This window comes from Nocardiopsis sp. NPDC055824 (assembly GCF_053616335.1).
Window position 1 is genome coordinate 25,908 of record NZ_JBSHDN010000034.1, and the last position, 16,690, is coordinate 42,597.

Consider the following 16,690-nt stretch of genomic DNA (forward strand, 5'->3'; position numbering starts at 1 on the left):
TCCATTCGATACGTTCGTATCGATACGAGTGTATCGAATCGTGGGGGTGTGTCACAATGTGGCCGTGCCCAGGTACGTAGACAGGGAAGAACGCCGCCGGAGGGTGGCCGCGGCGCTCCACCGGATCGCCGCCCGCGAGGGTCTTGAGGGCGTCAGCATCCGGACCGTCGCGGCGGAGGCGGAACTCTCCGCGGGGGCCGTCCAGCGCGACTTCGGCACCAAGGAGGACCTGCTCCGCTTCGCGCTCCGCGAGGCGCTGGCGGCGGTGTCCGCCCGGATCTCCCGTGTGCGCATCGGCCCCGGGAAGCTGACCTTCGCCGAGGGGTTGCGCCAGGTCCTGCTCGACCTGCTGCCCACGGACGGGGACCGCCTGGCCGAGGCCCGCGTCTGGTCCGCGTTCTACGCGCGCGCCTCCGTGGACGCCGACTTCGCCGAGGTCCTCGCCGAGCTCGACGCCCAGGCCCGCACCGCCCTCCGGGCCGCCCTCGGGTACGCCGCGGAGCAGGGGGAGCTCGCGCCGGGCCAGGACGTCGACTCCCTCGTGGAGCTGCTGCTCGTCCTCGTCGACGGAATCTGGCTCAGCGCCGCCCGCCGTCCGCCGGGTACGTCCCTGGATCCCCAGCGGAGGGCGATCGACGCGGCCGTCCGCGCCGTCGCCCCCCGGCCGCCGGGCGGCCCTGCCACCCCCGGCTGACCGCCCGGGCCCGCCGGTCGATGCGCTCCCCGGAGGCAGGGGTCCTTTCCATGTCGAAAGGGCATAGGGTGGCCGGCATGGACCTCGTCGGCGCCTGCAAGGCTTTCGTGAACGTGAGCGACAGGGGCAGCTTCACCCTCGGCGCCGCCGCCGCCCGCATTCCCCAGCCCGTGGCCAGCCGGCGCATCGCGGCCCTGGAGAGCCACCTGGGGGCGCGGCTGTTCGACCGCTCCACACGTCGGGCCGTCCTCACCCGCTTCGGGCGCGACATGCTCCCGTCCGCCCGGCGCCTGGTCCAGCTGGCGGAGGAGATGGAGCACGACGCCGAGCGCGCCGCGCTGCGCCCGCTGCGCCTCGCCGTGCCGGACATCTGCGCCACCCGCGACCTCGCGGCGCTCGGCGCCGAGGCCCGGAGGGAGGGCGTGCACCTGGACTTCCGGCCCGCGCCGCCGGCCGTCCGGACCGAGCTCCTGGGTTCTCGCGAGGTCCGCGCCGCGCTGACGGGCGCCCCGCCGGGCGAGGCGGCCTGGTCGGTGCCCCTCGGACTGGCGAGCGCCGTGGAGCCCCGGGTCGGCTCCTTCCACGTGGAGACCCTGCGCGTGGACCGCGGCAGGTCGGCCACGCGGGGCCGACGCGTCTGGATCCAGCCCGAGGACGACGTCCCCCACGTCCGCGACCCCCTCAACCGCCTGCGGGACGCCGTCGGGCTGAGACCCGCCCAGGTCTCCGTGGCCGCCTCCCTGGCCTCCGCCGCCGCCGAGGTGCTGGGCTCGGACGACCTCCTCCTGTGCTCCCGCCGACAGGCCGTCGACCTGGGACTGCACTGGCGCCCGATCGGCGGGATCAGCCTCGCCCGCGGATACGACGTGGCGGCCGACACCGGTGAGGAGGCCGAGCGGCTGCGTTCGCTCCTCGGCCACGGCATAGCCCGCTGCCTGGGCGCGCCGGACGGGCAGGGGGAGTCCGGGTGAGCGCCACCGCACTGGTCCGGGACCTGCGCCGCGAACTCGACGAGGGCGGGTTGCGGGGATCGTTCCTCGTCCGGGACCTCGACACGGGCGAGGAGCTGGGCATCGAGCCCGAGCTGGAGTTCTCGACCGCCTCACTCGTCAAGGTGCCGCTCGCCATCGCCACGCTCGAACGCATCCGGGTCGGTGAGATCGACGGCGCCGAGCAGGTGCTCGTGCAGCCGGGCCTGAGCGATCTCCCGATGCACACGGGGATGAGCAGGTTCCGCCACCCCGCGAAGGTCAGCGTCGAGGACCTCCTGTACCTCAGCACGTGCCTGAGCGACAACACCGCCGCGGACACCCTCTTCGAGGTCACCCCGCCCGAGAGGGTCGACGCCTGGCTCCGCTCCGCGGGACTGCGCGGCATCACCGTCCGGCACAAGCTCCGCGACCTCAACGAGACCCCCGCGGACCGGCTCGGACCCGACCAGGTGCACCTGGCGCACTCCCTGGCCATCGGGGAGGGCACGGCGGGGCGCGGGCACCGCATCCCGCAGCTCGACGTGACCCGGGCCAACTCCGGCTCGGCCCGGGCGTTCACCGACCTGCTGGAGGCCCTGTGGCGGCCCTCGGTGATCGACCCGGGGATCGCCGCGCGGGTGCGGGAGCTCATGCGCAGCAACGTGCTGCGCCACCGCCTCGCCCCGGACTTCACCTCCGACGCGTCCACCTGGTCGTCCAAGACCGGCACCCTGCTGAACCTGCGCCACGAGTTCGGCGTGGTCGAGCACGCGGACGGCCAGGCGTTCGCGGTGTCGGTGCTCACCGAGTCGCGGGTGCCCGCCGTCCACCAGCCCGGGGCCGAGGCGCTCATGGCCCGTGTGGCCCGCTCCCTGCGCGACCACCTCCGCGCCTGGTGAACCCCGCGCCGCCGTGACCGGCCCTCCGGCCCGTGGCGCGAGAGCTTCCGCGCCACGGGCACGGCGTGCCAGCCCCCGTGCGCGGCCGGCTCCCGGATCGCACCCTTCCGGAGAAAAGGCAGGGGGCTCGGGGCGGCACCGTGAAATTCGGTGCGTTCCGGTGCGGCGCCCTTCGCGGAACGGATCCATTTCGCCGAGGGCCAGCCCTTCGGCGCGGCTCGGAAGAATCGGGGGGCGGGTGGCGCCCGGCCCCGGAGCAGCGTTCGGGACCGCCGTTTCGGGCGGGCCCGCCGAGAAGGCGGACGACAGCGGCGGCGGGCCGGTCGGAAGCCGTCGTCCGGGGCCGCCGGGGCCCGGGGAGCTGCACCGGGACCGCCCCCGGTGCGTGGGCGGTCGGTACTCGCGGTGTCTCCAGGACGGTCGCGCGGACGCTCCGCACCGGACCGGTTTCCCCGGGAGGACGTTTTCCGCGAAACGAACTCACCGGTACGGGGATTCCGCGCATGAAACTTTCTCATGAATGCCGTTCTCCCTACGCGGAAGCCGATCTTCGTGTAGAACTCTTGTCGACACCGCGCGCAGGTGTCGGTCCGTTTCGAGCATGCCGGAACGGACAAAACCGCCCTCGGGTGGACACGGTCGGATACAGGACGGGGACGTGGTCGGGGGCCGCACCCCACCGGTCCGGCCGACCCGCCCGGCGGGGGAGGGGACCGGTCGGTGCACAGGCCGGGAACCCGGGGTCAGCGGACACGCCCGACGCGAGTGATGAGGGGGCCGGGCGCGCTCGCTGACACCGCGGGCCGCCCGCACGCGAGCCGGGGAACCGGACGTGTGCGGGCGGCCGCGTCGTGCCCCGCGGCCTGCCCGGATGACATTTGTCAGTGCGGGGGCCGGGAGGTTCCGCACCGGCAGCCGGTGACAACGGCGTCTGTCCCGGGCGCCCGTCCCCGCGGGAACCTGGTCGCATGACGACGACAGCGAACCCAGCCCAGGCCCACGACACCGCCCCGGACGCCACCGGGCCCGCGGTGGTCGTCCGGGACCTGCGCCAGCGCTACGGGACCTTCGAGGCGGTCCGGGGCGTCTCCTTCGAGATCCACCCCGGAGAGCTCTTCGCCCTGCTGGGCACGAACGGCGCCGGGAAGACCACGACCATCGAGACGCTGGAGGGCTTCCGCAAGCCCAGCTCCGGCACGGTCCGGGTCTTCGGCGCCGACCCCTACGGCCAGCCGGTCGGCGTCCGGGAGCGCACCAACGCGGTCCTGCAGGGCAGCGGCCTGCTGGAGGACCTGACGGTCGGGGAGACCGTCTCCCTCGCCCACGACCTCGCCGCCGCCCCGCGCGACGCCGAGGAGGTCCTGGGCCTGGTGAACCTCCTGGACAAGCGCCGGGTCGCCGTCCGCCAGCTGTCCGGCGGCCAGAAGCGCCGGCTCGACCTCGGACTCGCCCTCGTCACCAGCCCCGAGGTCCTGTACCTGGACGAGCCGACCACCGGCATGGACCCGGAGGCTCGCCAGGAGACCTGGCGCATCATCGGCGACCTGAAGAGGGACGGGGTCGCGATCCTCCTCACCACGCACTACCTGGAGGAGGCGGAACGGCTCGCCGACCGGCTCGCGATCATGCACCGGGGCGAGGTGCGGGTCGAGGGGACCCTGGCCGGGGTCCTCGCCGGGTGGGGCGACCGGGTGAGCTTCCTGCTCCCCGAGGACGTGCGCACGGGGGACCTGCCGAGCCTGCCCGGGGCCGAGGTGGCCGTGGAGACGCGCGACCACTCCCTGTGGGCCACGTACACCGTCCTGGACGGCGACGTCTCCGACCGGGCCCACCACGCCGTCGCGGCGCTCATCGGGTGGGCCGCCGGGAACGGGACCACGCTCAAGAACCTCCAGGTGCGCGGCGCCTCCCTGGAGGACGTGTTCCTCCGGGTCGCGGACGGCGCGGCGGACCTCGTCCGGGACTGAGCACCCCGCGCCGCGTGAGCGGCCGCCGAGCACACCCCCGGCCCCCGGGCCACCCCACGACGTACGGAGCACACCATGACCACACCCACCGCGGCCGCAGCGGCCCCGGGGCGGCCCCGGCCCACCATCGGCCGATTCCGGCAGGCCGCGCGCCTGACCCGGACCGAGTTCACACTGTTCGTGCGGTACAAGACCGCGTGGATGTTCCTGGCCCTGCCCATGTTCCTGCTCGTGGTCTCCCTGGGGATGGAGTCCTACGAGGTCTTCCCCGGGGTGGACAGCACCGCGATGTCGATGGCGGGGATGCTCGGCAGCATCGGCCTGATCGTCGGCCTCGGGCACGCCTCCAACGTGTTCACGGCGCGCCGGGAGGCCCTGGTGCTCAAGCGGCTCCGGGTGAGCGGGGTGCCGCAGGCGGCGATCTTCGGCGCCGTCATCGGCGTGGTGGCCCTCTTCTCGCTGCTGGTCGCCGTGCTGATGACCGCCGTGACCTCCGCGTTCACCGGATCGATGCCGCAGGACCCGGTGATGCTGCTGGTGGCGGTACTGCTGAGCACCGTGCCGATGACCCTGCTCGGCCTGCTGGTCACCCCGATGGTGCGCAACGCCGAGGCCGCCCAGATGGCGGCGATGGTGCCCATGATGATCCTGCTGTTCCTGGGAGGGCTGTTCATCCCGCTGGGCATGCTGCCGGACCCCCTGCGGGAAGCGATGATGCTGCTGCCGGTCGCGCCGGTCACCCTGATGGCCCAGGCCGCCTTCACCGGCTACGACGTGTTCGGCGGGTTGGAGGCGGCGACGCAGCCCGGCTACCTCGGGCTGTGGGCCGCCGCGCTCCCCTCGATCTGCGTCGTGCTCGCGTGGACCGCGGTCCTGGCGCTGCTGGTGCGCAGGTTCTTCAAGTGGGACCCCCGCCAGCCGTGACCGGGGCGGGATCCGGGGAGCGGGGGCGGCCCTGGTTCTTCCTGGGGCCCCCCCGCCCGCGGGGGGGGGGGGGGGTGGGGGGGGGGGGGGGGGGGGGGGGACGGACGGCCGCCCCCGCTCCCCGCTCGGGCGGGCACAGCAGTTCGGACGGCGGTGCGGCCGTAGGCGCCCAGGGGCCCAAGCGGGCGAGCGCGGCGGTCCATGGAGCGGACCCCGCCCATGAGCAGGACCCCCGCGCCCCCGCGCGGACGGGCACGGCGGCGGGCGGGCCGTCCGGCGACCCCCTCTCCCCGACCGGCGGTGGGTTCCCGTCACGGAGCTCCTCCCACCACCCTGGCAGGATGGTGGGGGCCGCACCAGTGCGTTCCGGAGCCTGTGGACGACGGGGCCGGCGCAGGCCGGGACGCCGGGTCGGACACGCGGAGGGGACCGTGGGCATGGTGGAAGGGGACGTCGGCCTGGACGGCGTGAGCGCGAGGAACACGAGGCGGCTGAGGATCGCCCGGGCGATCACCGTCTGGTCGACGTACCCGCTGGCACTGGCCCAGGCCTTCTGGGCCGTGATCGACGCCGGCTACCTGTCGGACGTCGGCCTCCCCCCGTGGATCGCCGCCGTGGCGGCTGTCCCGGCGCTGGGCTCGGGCGTCCTGCTCGTCCTCCTCATCCGGGGACGCGTCGACGGCACGGGCGCCGCCGACCGCCGCCTGGTCGTCTGGTCGCTCGTCCTGAGCTGCGCCTCCTTCGCCCTGGTCCAGAGCCTCTTCAACTCCGCCCTGGTCCTGGCGACCTGGTGGGGGGTGGTCGCGAACGCCGTGCCGTCCAGGACGAGCCGGAACCTGGGCCTGGCGCTCGCGGCCCTGAGCTGGCTCAAGGCGCTCACCCTGCCCCTGGTCCTGGGCATCCCGCCCCTCGCCTTCACCTTCACCTGGATGTTCGGCGTCGGCTTCGCGCTGCTGTTCCGGTTCCTGTTCGCCTCGACCTTCTGGCTGTGGGACATCACCAACGACGCGATCCGCGGGCAGGCGGCGCGCGCCCGGCTGGCCGTCGGCGAGGAGCGGCTCCGGTTCGCCCGCGACATGCACGACCTGCTCGGCCACAGCCTGTCCGCCCTGGCGGTCAAGGCCGAACTGGCCGGCAGGCTCGCCGAACGCTCCCCGGACCGGGCCAGGACGGAGATGTCCGAGGTGCAGGACCTGGCCCGCGCGGCACTGCAGCAGGTGCGCGGGGCGGTGAGCGGCTACCGCGAGGTGGACCTGGCCGGTGAGGTCGCCTCCGTGGGCGGTGTCCTCGAGGCGAACGGGACCAGGGTGGCCGTCAGCGGCCTGGACGGCCCCGACCTGCCCTCGCGGACCGAGGCCCTGGCCGCGTGGGTGGTGCGGGAGGGCGGCACCAACGTGCTCCGGCACAGCGACGCCTCCCGGTGCGCGATCTCGTTCTCCCGGCTGCCGGGGCGGCCCGACCGGCCGACGGCGCTGGTGGTGGAGGTGTTCAACGACAGGGCGCGCGACGGCGGCGAACCCGGGTCCTCCTCGGGCAACGGCCTGGCGGGCCTGTCCGAACGCGTCTCCCTGGGCGGCGGGTCCCTCTCGGCCGCGCGCACGAGGGACGGCGGCTTCCTGCTCCGGGCGGTCCTCCCCCTGGAGGCCGGGGCCGGGACGGGGCCCGTCGGAGCGGGGGCCTCCTCCGAGCACGGGGAGGGCCGTCGATGAACCACGGGGTCGATCCCGCCGGGAGCCGGCGGACCGAGCGCAAGCTCCGCGTGGCCCGGCGCATCATCCTCGGCTCGATGCTGTTCATCCTCCTCATCCTGGTCGGCATGCCCTTGACGGAGCTCAGGCTCGGCACCGACAAGGTCGCGCTGTGGAGGACCGTCCTGGCGGAGGCTGTCGCCGTCCCCCTCGGCGTGGCCCTGATGGCCATGTTCCGGGACCGGATGGACGGGCGGCGCGACCCGCGGCCCTGGCTCTACTGGGGCTCGATCGCGATGGCGGCGGTCGCCGCCGCGGCCCTCCAGGTCCCCGTCAGCAGCATGTTCTTCCTCGGCGCGTGGTGGGCCGTCGGGGTCTTCGTGGCCTCCCGGAGGCGTGGAGCGGCCGTCAGCGCGCTCCTTCTCGCGCTCCCCTGGGCGCTGATCCCGTTCAGCCCCTTGGATATCCAGTTCATCCCCTTTCTCCTGGCCTGGGTCTTCTCGATCGGGTGGGCGCTCCTGCTCTCCGCGGGCTCGCTCGCGTCCCTCTGGCTGTGGGACGTCACCAACGACGCCGTGAAGGGCCAGAGGGCCAGGGCGCAGCTGGCGGTGACCGAGGAGCGGCTCCGGTTCGCCCGGGACATGCACGACCTGCTCGGCCACAGCCTGTCGGCCCTGGCGGTCAAGGCGGAGCTGGCGAGCAGGCTGGTCGACCGCGCGCCCGCACGGGCCGCCGCCGAGATGGAGGAGGTGCACGAACTCGCCCGCAAGGCGCTGCAGCAGGTCCGCACCGCTGTCAGCGGGTACCGGGAGGTGGACCTCGCGGAGGAGGTGGCGTCGGTCGGCGCGGTCCTGGCGGCCAACGGCACCGCCGTGTCCGTCACCGGCCTGGAGGGCCTGTCCCTGCCGCCGGACCGGGAGTCCCTGGCCGCGTGGGTGGTGCGGGAGGGGGTCACCAACGTGCTCCGGCACAGCGACGCCACCGCGTGCGAGATCGCCTTCACCCGGGCGAAGGACACCGCCATGGGCCGGGCCCTGGTGGTGGAGGTGTCCAACGACGGGGCGCGCGACGGCGGCGAACGCGGGACCTCCTCGGGCAGCGGGCTGGCGGGCCTGTCCGAACGCGTCTCCCTGGGCGGCGGCTCCCTGTCGGCCGTGCGCACGAAGGGCGGCGGTTTCCTGCTCCGGGCCGTCCTGCCCCTGTGAGGGGCCCGCCGGTCCGCCCGCCCCGGCGGGCGCCGCCGCCGTGTCCGGCGGAGCCGCTCGTCCGGCGCCCGTGGACCCCGCGCGGGCCGGCCCTCTTCCCGCGCGGTGGGGACGGGTGGGCGCCGGGCGCATCGTGGAGGTGGGCGAGGGGCCCTCTCCCCGCAAGGAGGGCGCGGGCCCGTCAGAGGACTCCCACCGAGGCGAACGCCTCGTCGATCGCCGCGGTCGCCTCCTCCCCTCCGTCCGTGTTGATGCCGAGCATGAACGCGCCGTTCCGGTCACCCGTCTCCACCAGCAGGAACCGGCCGTAGGACGCCTCGTCCCCGCCGCCGTCCACGGCCACCCCGAACGCGGGGGAGCCGCCCACGTCGGTCGCGCCGGAGGGCTCGACCTCGAGCGAGGCGACGTCGGTCACCAGGCCGCCCAGCGATTCCACCGCGAGGCGCACCCCGGCCACGGCCATCGGCTCCGCCGCGTGGAGCTGCTCGCTGCCGGTGACGATGATCGCGTCCGGGTCCTCCGCCGAGCCGTACACGGCGTACGAGTAGTACTCCGGGGGGACCTCGTCGTCGCCGAGCCGCTGCCAGCCCTCCCCCGGGAGCTGGTAGGTCAGTCCCGAGCGCGGGTCCTCGACCGTGCCCTCGGGGGAGGCGTCCCCGCCTGCCTGGTCCCCGCCCGCCTCGTCGCCCCCCGTCTCGTCGGCGGCGCGTCCGTCCTCCTCCGACGCGGAGCCGCCGCCCGAGAAGGGGCCGCCGTCGGACAGGAACCAGCCGAGTCCGGCCGCGGTCGCCAGCAGGAAGACGAAGGTCACGGTGAGCGCGATGGCGAGCGTCACCTTGCGCGCGGGCTCCTCCTCCCCTCCTGGCCTGCGCCGGGAACGCGACTCCACACCGCCCTGGGGCTCCTGGCGGTCCGGTTCGTCTGGGTACATCTGCGGCTCCTGGAAGGGTGTGCGCCTCGGGGGGACGGAAGGGGGTCCCGAGAGGCCAATACCCCGTGCGGGCCGCGGTGGAGCGGAAGGACGTGGCCGGATCAGGCCGATTTCGGGTGAACAGGAGCGGACAGGGGAAAACCGCTTGGCCGGTTCAGTACGTCCAGGGGGGCAGGGGCAGCCGCGGCAGTGCCCGCATCGTGAAGGGCGCCGAGCGCGGGAGCGGGGACGGCTTGGGGGCGGGCCGCTGGCGGGGGAGGAACCGCGGGCCGGAGAGCGGCGCCTCGGGCGGCCGGCCCTGCTCGGGGACCCGGCCCCGGGGCGAGGGCCTCGCCGACCTGGACGGGGCGCCGCCCTTGCGCTGCGCCGGAGCGGTGCCCTGCACGTCCCGCGCGCCCCCGGCGCCCTGGGCCGCGCATCCGCCCTCGCGGAGGGGGTCCTCCCCCGGGGCCCCGCCCGTGTCCGGCCGTGTGCGCGGCGCCGGGCCGGTCGGGGCGGACGCGGGGCCGGCCGTTCCGGCGGCGTCCTGCGGCCCGTCCCCGGAGGACCCGGGGGAGAGGCCCAGCACGCGGTCGATCTCGGCGGGGCTGAGCGGGTGGTCCGCGCACGCCACGGCGATGAGGACCTCCGAGTACAGGTCGATCTCGTCGAGCGCCACGCGGTCGTGGAGGGAGGAGCGGACCATCGGTCGCGGGTGTGTGTCGTGTTCCACGCGCGCCCACCTCCCGGGTGTCGCGAGCGTGTGCCGGTGGCCCCCGGACCGGGCCTTCGTGGTTGCGGGCGCGACGAACCCGGCCCCACGGGCGTGAGGATTTCAGGCTACGCGGGGGCGTATCGGTCGCGCATGACTCGTGAGGACCAGTGCGGGGGTCACCCGGGTTAGCCAGAAGTCCCGAATACCCCATCGCTCCAGTGGTCCGGAGGTGGGGGAGGGGCGGACGCGACGGTTGCGGCGCCGCGTCCGCCCGGGGCCGGTCCGGTGCTCAGGCCCAGAGCACCTCCTGGTGCTGGACGGCGAGTGCGGCGTAGTGGGAGGGGGTGTGCGCGAGGACGAGCCGGTCCTCGTCGTTCAGTTCGCGGACCACCTTGCCGGGGACGCCGGCCCAGAGGGTGCCGGGCGGGACCACCTTGCCGGGAGGGACGAGGGCGCCCGCGGCGACCAGTGCGCCCCGCCCCACGCGGGCGCCGCCGAGCACGATCGCGCCGATGCCGATCAGCGCCCCCTCCTCCACGACGGCCCCGTGCACCATGGCCTTGTGGCCGAGGCTCACGTCGTCGTGCAGGATCGCCGGCTGGCCCGGGTCGGAGTGCATGCCGCACTGGTCCTGGATGTTGACCCTGTCCCCGACCACGATGTCCTCGCCGTCGGCGCGCAGCACCGATCCGTACCAGACGCTGCTCTCCGCGCCCAGGCGCACGCGGCCGACCACGGTGGCGCCGGGGGCGATCCACGCGGTCGGGTGGATCTCGGGCCTCCCGAAGGCCGCGCCGCCGATCCGGGGGCCGAGGGCCCCGTCCTCCGTCTGGCCGTCCGTCGCACTACCCATGTCGTGGCCCTCCATACGTCCTCCGGCTGTGCTTCTCGTCCCCGCGCACGGTGAGGTCGACGGGAAGTTGACCGCTCTGCCCCCGTACGGGGATGATCGCGCATACCTTAGTAAGAACGTGACCGGGGTCCGCGCGGCGATCCACCCCTCGGGACTCCTGACGCCGCGGAGCCGCGCGTGCCCGCCTTGGTCGTCCGGACGGTGTCCGCGGCGTCATACTCTGCTCGCGGCCGGTGCCCCTCATGCGGCCGTACCAGGGCAAAAGGGACAAAATCGAGTGGATGTCGTTTCCAGGACTCGACGGGTGTTCCTAGGACAATGGGGTACGGGGCAACTCTCACGTTGTACGACGTGCAGTCAAACGGTGTAAGGACATGAAGGGCACATGAGCGATATGTTGCCGGGCGGCGGACTGCAACAGGACCGATTCCCGACGGTGCGCAAGGGCGGCTACGACAAGGCGCACGTCGACGACTACTACGTACGCATGGACAACCAGTTCAAGAGCATCCGCGAGCGCTTGCAGCGGATGGACGACGAGCTGGAGCAGTACAAGCGCGATCTCGCCATCGCCCGCGAGAAGGCCCAGGTCAAGCCTGAGCACGAGCAGATCAGCGCGCGCATGGCCGAGATCCTCCGGATCGCCGAGGAAGAGGCCAAGGAGCGTCGCTCCAAGGTCGAGTCCGAGGTCAAGGAGATCGAGAAGTCGGCCCAGGAGGAGATCGCCAAGCACCGCAAGGACGCCGAGGAGCACGCCGAGCGCATCGTGTCCTCCGCGCGTGCCGAGGCGCACGAGATGGTCTCCGGCGCCAAGCAGGAGGCCGACCAGCTCCGAGAGCAGGCCAAGCAGGAGGGCGACCGCCGCCTGGGCGAGGCCGAGGCGCGGGCGAAGAAGATCCACGACACGGCGGACCGTCGGCTCGCGACGCTCACCGCCACGCACGCCGAGGCGCTGCGCCGCCTCAAGGACATGCACTCGACCCTGGCCGACCTGGTCGAGGCCGAGGACAAGGCGGGCGCGCTGGAGACCGGCCTGTCGCGGGAGGACGCCTCCGGCCCGGCCGCCGAGCAGAAGCCCGCCGCGGCGAGGCCCGCGGCCAAGCCCGCTCCCAAGCCGGCGGGACCCGGTGCGGAGGGCTCGCAGCCGGTCCGGTCCGAGGCGGCCCAGGCCGCCCGGGCGGTCACGCCCGAGACGGGGCCCGGCCCCCGGCCCGCGCCGGAGCAGAAGGACGAGGCCACCACCAAGCTGCCTCCGCTCCAGCAGGAGACCGACCAGGCCACGGTGCGCATCAAGCCGGTGATCAGGCCGGACCAGGCCGACCAGGCCGGGCCGAAGACGGCCGGCGGTCCCCAGGAGGAGGAGGGGGCCAGGGGCGGCGGTGACGCCGGTTCGGCCCCCCGCCCGCCCCAGGGCGCCCGGTTCACCGGCCCCGCGCCGGACGGGCCCCAGGGCCGGCCGCAGGCGCAGCAGGCCCAGCCGGGGCAGCAGGCCAAGGCTCCGGCCGGTGACGCGGCGGGCGGAGACCCCGGCATCACCGGTGTCTACCGGCGTCCGGAGTCGGGTCAGAACCAGCCGCCCTCGGGCGACGAGGGAGTCAGGGTCATCCGGAAGCCGTAGGCCCCGACACCTCTCCGCGACCGGTGCGCCGGCCCCGGGGAGCAGGGGTTCCAGGGGCGGGGACACAGTCCCCGCCCTTCGGTGTTTTGTCCTGGTTGTAGGGGGACGTCCGCCTTTCGCGGGCTGTCGGCTACGATTCCGGAAGCCATGATTATCCGCGCGGCCATCCGGTCCGACCTCGGTGCGATCCTGCGTCTTCTGCGTGAACTCGGCGACACCACCGACACCCAGAGCGCGAACGTCCGCATGTCCTCAGCGGCGGTGAGGGCGTGGACCAGGATGGAGACCGACCCCGACCGCACGGTCCTGGTCGCGGAGCAGCGGGGCCAGATCATCGGCACCCTCGACCTGCTGGTCGTCGCCAACCTCACGCACGACGCCCAGCCCTGGGCCGTCGTGGACAACCTGGTGGTGGACCCGCTGACCCGGGGGCGCGGCATCGGCCGCGCACTGATGGAGGACGCGCTCGACCGCGCCACGCAGGCAGGCTGCTACAAGGTCGAACTGCTGTCGCACGAGAGCAGGCACGGCGCGCACCGGTTCTACGCGGCCCTCGGGTTCGACAACTCCGCCGAGGGGTTCCGCCGCTACCTCTGAGGCGGCCCGGGGCCCGGCCCCCGGGCAGGTCCGGGGGCCGGACGTCACGTCCGTGCCCGACGCGCCTTCCGCGCCGGCTTCGGCGCCTTCGCCCGGCCGCCGCGCAGCGGCACGCCCCTCATGAACGCCACGGCCACCAGCCCCAGGACCGCGATCGGCACACCGGCCGTGAACACGCCCTGCATCGCGTGGTCGAAGGCGGTGACGACCACGTCCCGCACCGGTTCGGGGAGCGCGTGCACGAGTTCGGGCGACCCCTGGGCCGCCTCGGCGGCGTCGGCCAGGCCGACCGAGAGCTCCGACGCGCCCGACTCCACCCCGGCCTCGGCGTCCGCCGCGCCCTGGGCCCGCGCGGCCGCCGCGGCCTCCGCCAGCTCGGTGTCGAGCCGCCCCACCATCACCGCGCCGAACGCGGCGACGCCGGTGGCGCCGCCCAGGTTGCGGAAGAACACCACCGAGGCGGTGCCCGACGCCATGTCCGCGACGGGCAGGGAGCTCTGCGTGGCCAGGAGGAGGAGCTGCATGTTCAGGCCGAAGCCGAGTCCGACCAGGGCCTGGCCGACGACGACCGTGGTCAGCCCCGGGTCGAGGTGGGCCTGGCTCAGGGCGAGGAACCCGATCACGCACAGCAGCATGCCGACGACCGGGTAGGCCTTCCACCGGCCGCTCCCGCTCACCGCGTAGCCGGAGCCGATCGAGGTGAACAGGAACGACGCCACCAGCGGCAGCGTCATCAGGCCGGACACGGTGGGCGACATCCCGTGCACCATCTGGAGGTACTGCGGCATGTAGATGATGAGTCCGAACATCATCATGCCGACGCACACCGAGCCGAGCGAGGCGAGCACGAAGGTCCGGTCGCGGAACAGGCGCGCGGGGATGATCGGCTCCCCGGCACGGCGCTCCACCAGCACGGCCCCCGCGGTGAGCAGGACGGCGGCGGCGCCCAGGGCGTACGACAGCGGCGAGTTCCACGCGATCTGGGTGCCGCCGAGGCTGAGCAGGACGATCACGGTGCTCGCGGCGCTGAAGATCAGGCCGGCGCCGGCCCAGTCCACGGGTGCGTCGCGCCGGGGCACGAACGGCATGGTGAAGAGGAACTGGATGACGACGAACGCGACCACCGCGAGCGGCACGGTGATGAGGAAGCACCAGCGCCAACCGAGCGGGCTGTCCACCAGGAACCCGCCGACCAGGGGGCCGAGGACCGTGGACACACCGAAGACCATGCCGATGAGGCCGCTGTAGCGCCCGCGTTCGCGGGGCGAGACGACGTCGCCGAGGATGATGTTGGGCAGCGTGGCCAGGCCGCCGACGCCCAGCCCCTGGAGGGCGCGGGCGGCGATCAGCCAGTTGATGTCCTGGGCCAGGCCCGCCGCGACCGAGGCGACGATGAAGATGCCCAGCGCCACCTGGAAGAGGAGCTTGCGGCCCCAGAGGTCGGAGAGCTTGCCCCACACGGGGGTGGAGGCGGTCATGGTCAGCAGCGCGGCGGTGGCCACCCAGGCCAGCCGGTCCTGCCCGCCCAGCTCTCCCATGATCGTCGGCAGGGCGGTGCCGACGATCGAGTTGGTGAGCATCGAGGTGAGCATGGCCAGGACGAGGCCGACCATGATGCGGTGCACGACGCGCTTCGGGGGGAGCGCGGGGTCGTCGTCGGCGGGGGGTTCCGGCGCGACCGCGGGGCTCGGGGCCGTGCGGACGGCGGAGGCGTCGGGGGTTCCAGTGGTGGGATGGTCGGAGGAATCAGGGCCCGTCATGGCGGTCGGCGCCTTCTTCGAGGGGGCGCTCCCGGTTTCTCCTTCTCGACGCAACGACTCTTCCACAGGCCCCCCGATCACGGACGCACGAAAGCCCCGCGGCTCACTGCCGGGGGCGACGTCCTCCCTCTGGTATAGGTAAACGGTGTTGACCTGTCAAATCGGTATCTCTGCTCCCGTTTCGGTATGCGCGGGTCCTTCCGAGGTGCCAACCTGGAAACCTGAAAGCCAGATCGCGGCCGCCGAGGGGTGTGCAGATGGACCGTCCGGACGAAACCGGAAGCGGTGCCGGGCCGACGCGCGGCCGGGAGGCGACGCGGGCGCGCATTCTCGCCAGTGCCCGGGAACTGTTCACCGATGAGGGATACGGTTCCGTCTCCTCGCGGATGATCGCCTCCCACGCCGGCGTCAACGTCGCCCTGATCAACCGCTACTTCGGGGCCAAGCGCGGGCTCCTGACCGAGATCCTGCGCGAGGACGGCGTCTTCCCCGGCCTCATCGAGGGGGACCACGGAACCCTCACCCGTCGCCTGGCCGAGCACGCGGTGAGCCGCCTCCACGGCGAGGGCACCGCGCTCCAGCGCGCCCTCGACGACTCGGCGGGCGACCCCGACCTCCAGGCGGTCTACCAGGGGCGGATCACCACGGCGATGATCGACCCGCTCTCCGCCTACCTGGGCGGGGAGGGGGAGCGGTCGCACGCCTCACTGGTGGCGGCGGTCATGCTGGGGCTGAGCCGGGTGCGGTTGGTGGAGGGCGCGACCGCGCTGCGGGCGCTCGACCGCGAACGGCTCACGGCGCGGATCCAGGCCCTGCTGGACCTGTGCCTGGAGGACTTCGGCGACCCCGGGGCGTAGGGCCGGATTGTCGCCGGGCAGGCGTCGGGGCCCACCCCGGCCGTCCGTCCCCGGGCCCTCCCCTGTGGCCGAAAGCACGTCCGCGGATCCGGTTCCCGTGCCCGGAAGCGCCCGCCCTTCTCCGCGCCGTTCCCGTTTTCCCGGGAACGGCGTTTTTCGGGACCGTGCCTTTTCCGCGTGGACGCCGACACGCGCTTTGCCGTTCCGGCAAAGGATTTCGGATTCGGCGTCCCGCACGTGAAGAGTGGGGGCGGAGGTGGTCGACATGAACCACGAACACACGGGGCACGGGCACGGGCACGGGCACGGGCACGGTACCGGAACGGGGGCGCCCAGTGTGCCGGTGACGGCGCAGGACTGGGACGAGCGGTACGCCGCGGCCCCCGCGCTCTGGAGCGGCAACCCCAACCGCCACCTGGTGGCGGAGGCGGAGGGGCTGGCGGCCGGAAGGGCGCTGGACGTCGGCAGCGGCGAGGGCGCGGACGCCGCCTGGCTGGCCGGACGCGGGTGGGAGGTGACCGCGGTCGACATCTCGGAGGTGGCGCTGGAGCGGGCCGCCGCCCACGCGGCGGAGCACGGTCCGGACGTCGCCGGGAGGATCACCTGGCGCCAGGCCGACATCACCGCGTGGACACCGCCCGCCGACGCGTTCGACCTGGTGTCGGCGCAGTACACGCACCTGCCCCCGGAGGCGCGCTCCCGTCTCGTCGAGGGTCTGGCCGCGTCCGTCGTGCCGGGGGGAGAGCTCCTGATCGTCGCGCACCACCCGCGCGACCTGGAGGACGGTGTCCCGCGCCCGCCCATCGAGGAGATGTTCTACACCGGCGACGAGCTGGCCGCGGCCCTGCCGGAGAGCGGGTGGACCGTGCTGGTCGACGAGGCCCGCCGCGGGGAGCAGACCCTCGAAGGCGTGACCTACACGACCCACGACCTGGTGTTCCGGGCCCGCCGGGAGCCCTGACAGGCTCCGGGGCCGCACCGCGGCGCGGCCCCGCGGGCGGCGGCCGGCCGTGCGCTTCGACACGGTCGGCC

General features: G+C 74.0%; 15 protein-coding genes. 11 read left to right on the top strand and 4 right to left on the bottom strand.

Annotation, left to right across the window (positions count from 1 at the left end):
• Positions 1 to 58: 58 nt before the first annotated feature.
• The 7 genes from ACWGL3_RS10310 (at position 59) to ACWGL3_RS10340 (ending at position 8,348) form a co-directional block, all read left to right on the top strand.
• Positions 59 to 694 (top strand): TetR/AcrR family transcriptional regulator, encoded by a 636-nt coding sequence (locus tag ACWGL3_RS10310; protein ID WP_267947652.1) that lies wholly within the window; start codon positions 59 to 61, stop codon positions 692 to 694.
• A 77-nt stretch (positions 695 to 771) separates the two neighbouring features.
• Positions 772 to 1,665: a LysR family transcriptional regulator gene (locus ACWGL3_RS10315; RefSeq protein ID WP_267947653.1), complete on the top strand. Its 894-nt coding sequence runs from the start codon at positions 772 to 774 to the stop codon at positions 1,663 to 1,665.
• On the top strand, positions 1,662 to 2,564 hold the full coding sequence (locus tag ACWGL3_RS10320; RefSeq protein WP_267947654.1) for a serine hydrolase: 903 nt from the start codon (positions 1,662 to 1,664) through the stop codon (positions 2,562 to 2,564). The genes ACWGL3_RS10315 and ACWGL3_RS10320 overlap by 4 nt, the downstream gene beginning before the upstream one ends.
• Positions 2,565 to 3,532: 968 nt before the next feature.
• Positions 3,533 to 4,531: an ABC transporter ATP-binding protein gene (locus ACWGL3_RS10325; RefSeq protein WP_267947655.1), complete on the top strand. Its 999-nt coding sequence runs from the start codon at positions 3,533 to 3,535 to the stop codon at positions 4,529 to 4,531.
• Between the two features lie 75 nt (positions 4,532 to 4,606).
• On the top strand, positions 4,607 to 5,455 hold the full coding sequence (locus tag ACWGL3_RS10330) for an ABC transporter permease (RefSeq protein ID WP_355013207.1): 849 nt from the start codon (positions 4,607 to 4,609) through the stop codon (positions 5,453 to 5,455).
• Between the two features lie 437 nt (positions 5,456 to 5,892).
• Entirely contained in the window at positions 5,893 to 7,164 is a 1,272-nt protein-coding gene (locus ACWGL3_RS10335; protein ID WP_452461178.1) for a sensor histidine kinase, read from the top strand.
• Positions 7,161 to 8,348 (top strand): sensor histidine kinase, encoded by a 1,188-nt coding sequence (locus ACWGL3_RS10340; protein WP_452461175.1) that lies wholly within the window; start codon positions 7,161 to 7,163, stop codon positions 8,346 to 8,348. Before ACWGL3_RS10335 ends, ACWGL3_RS10340 begins: the two co-directional genes overlap by 4 nt.
• Positions 8,349 to 8,529: 181 nt before the next feature.
• Here ACWGL3_RS10340 and ACWGL3_RS10345 read toward each other — a convergent pair whose 3' ends face one another.
• The 3 genes from ACWGL3_RS10345 to ACWGL3_RS10355 form a co-directional block, all read right to left on the bottom strand.
• Positions 8,530 to 9,279: a hypothetical protein gene (locus tag ACWGL3_RS10345; protein WP_267947658.1), complete on the bottom strand. Its 750-nt coding sequence runs from the start codon at positions 9,277 to 9,279 to the stop codon at positions 8,530 to 8,532.
• Between the two features lie 154 nt (positions 9,280 to 9,433).
• The gene (locus tag ACWGL3_RS10350) at positions 9,434 to 9,991 is read right to left on the bottom strand and encodes a hypothetical protein (protein ID WP_267947659.1); all 558 of its coding nucleotides are present in this window, start codon (positions 9,989 to 9,991) and stop codon (positions 9,434 to 9,436) included.
• A 271-nt stretch (positions 9,992 to 10,262) separates the two neighbouring features.
• Positions 10,263 to 10,826 carry a gamma carbonic anhydrase family protein gene (locus tag ACWGL3_RS10355; protein WP_267947660.1) on the bottom strand — a complete coding sequence of 188 codons (564 nt, stop codon included), beginning with the start codon at positions 10,824 to 10,826 and terminating at the stop codon, positions 10,263 to 10,265.
• A 394-nt stretch (positions 10,827 to 11,220) separates the two neighbouring features.
• Between ACWGL3_RS10355 and ACWGL3_RS10360 the strand changes: the two genes are divergently transcribed.
• Together ACWGL3_RS10360 and ACWGL3_RS10365 are read left to right on the top strand one after the other, a co-directional pair.
• Entirely contained in the window at positions 11,221 to 12,444 is a 1,224-nt protein-coding gene (locus tag ACWGL3_RS10360) for an ATP synthase F0 subunit B (RefSeq protein WP_267950216.1), read from the top strand.
• A gap of 147 nt (positions 12,445 to 12,591) precedes the next feature.
• Positions 12,592 to 13,041, top strand: a complete 450-nt coding sequence (locus ACWGL3_RS10365; RefSeq protein ID WP_267947661.1) for a GNAT family N-acetyltransferase — start codon at positions 12,592 to 12,594, stop codon at positions 13,039 to 13,041.
• 44 nt (positions 13,042 to 13,085) lie between these two features.
• Here ACWGL3_RS10365 and ACWGL3_RS10370 read toward each other — a convergent pair whose 3' ends face one another.
• A complete protein-coding gene (locus tag ACWGL3_RS10370; RefSeq protein WP_452461176.1) occupies positions 13,086 to 14,801 on the bottom strand; it encodes an MDR family MFS transporter in 1,716 nt (571 codons plus the stop codon).
• A gap of 257 nt (positions 14,802 to 15,058) precedes the next feature.
• Between ACWGL3_RS10370 and ACWGL3_RS10375 the strand changes: the two genes are divergently transcribed.
• Both ACWGL3_RS10375 and ACWGL3_RS10380 read left to right on the top strand, forming a co-directional pair.
• Entirely contained in the window at positions 15,059 to 15,658 is a 600-nt protein-coding gene (locus tag ACWGL3_RS10375) for a TetR/AcrR family transcriptional regulator (RefSeq protein WP_267947662.1), read from the top strand.
• A 256-nt stretch (positions 15,659 to 15,914) separates the two neighbouring features.
• Positions 15,915 to 16,619 (top strand): methyltransferase domain-containing protein, encoded by a 705-nt coding sequence (locus ACWGL3_RS10380; RefSeq protein ID WP_452461177.1) that lies wholly within the window; start codon positions 15,915 to 15,917, stop codon positions 16,617 to 16,619.
• Positions 16,620 to 16,690: the final 71 nt, after the last annotated feature.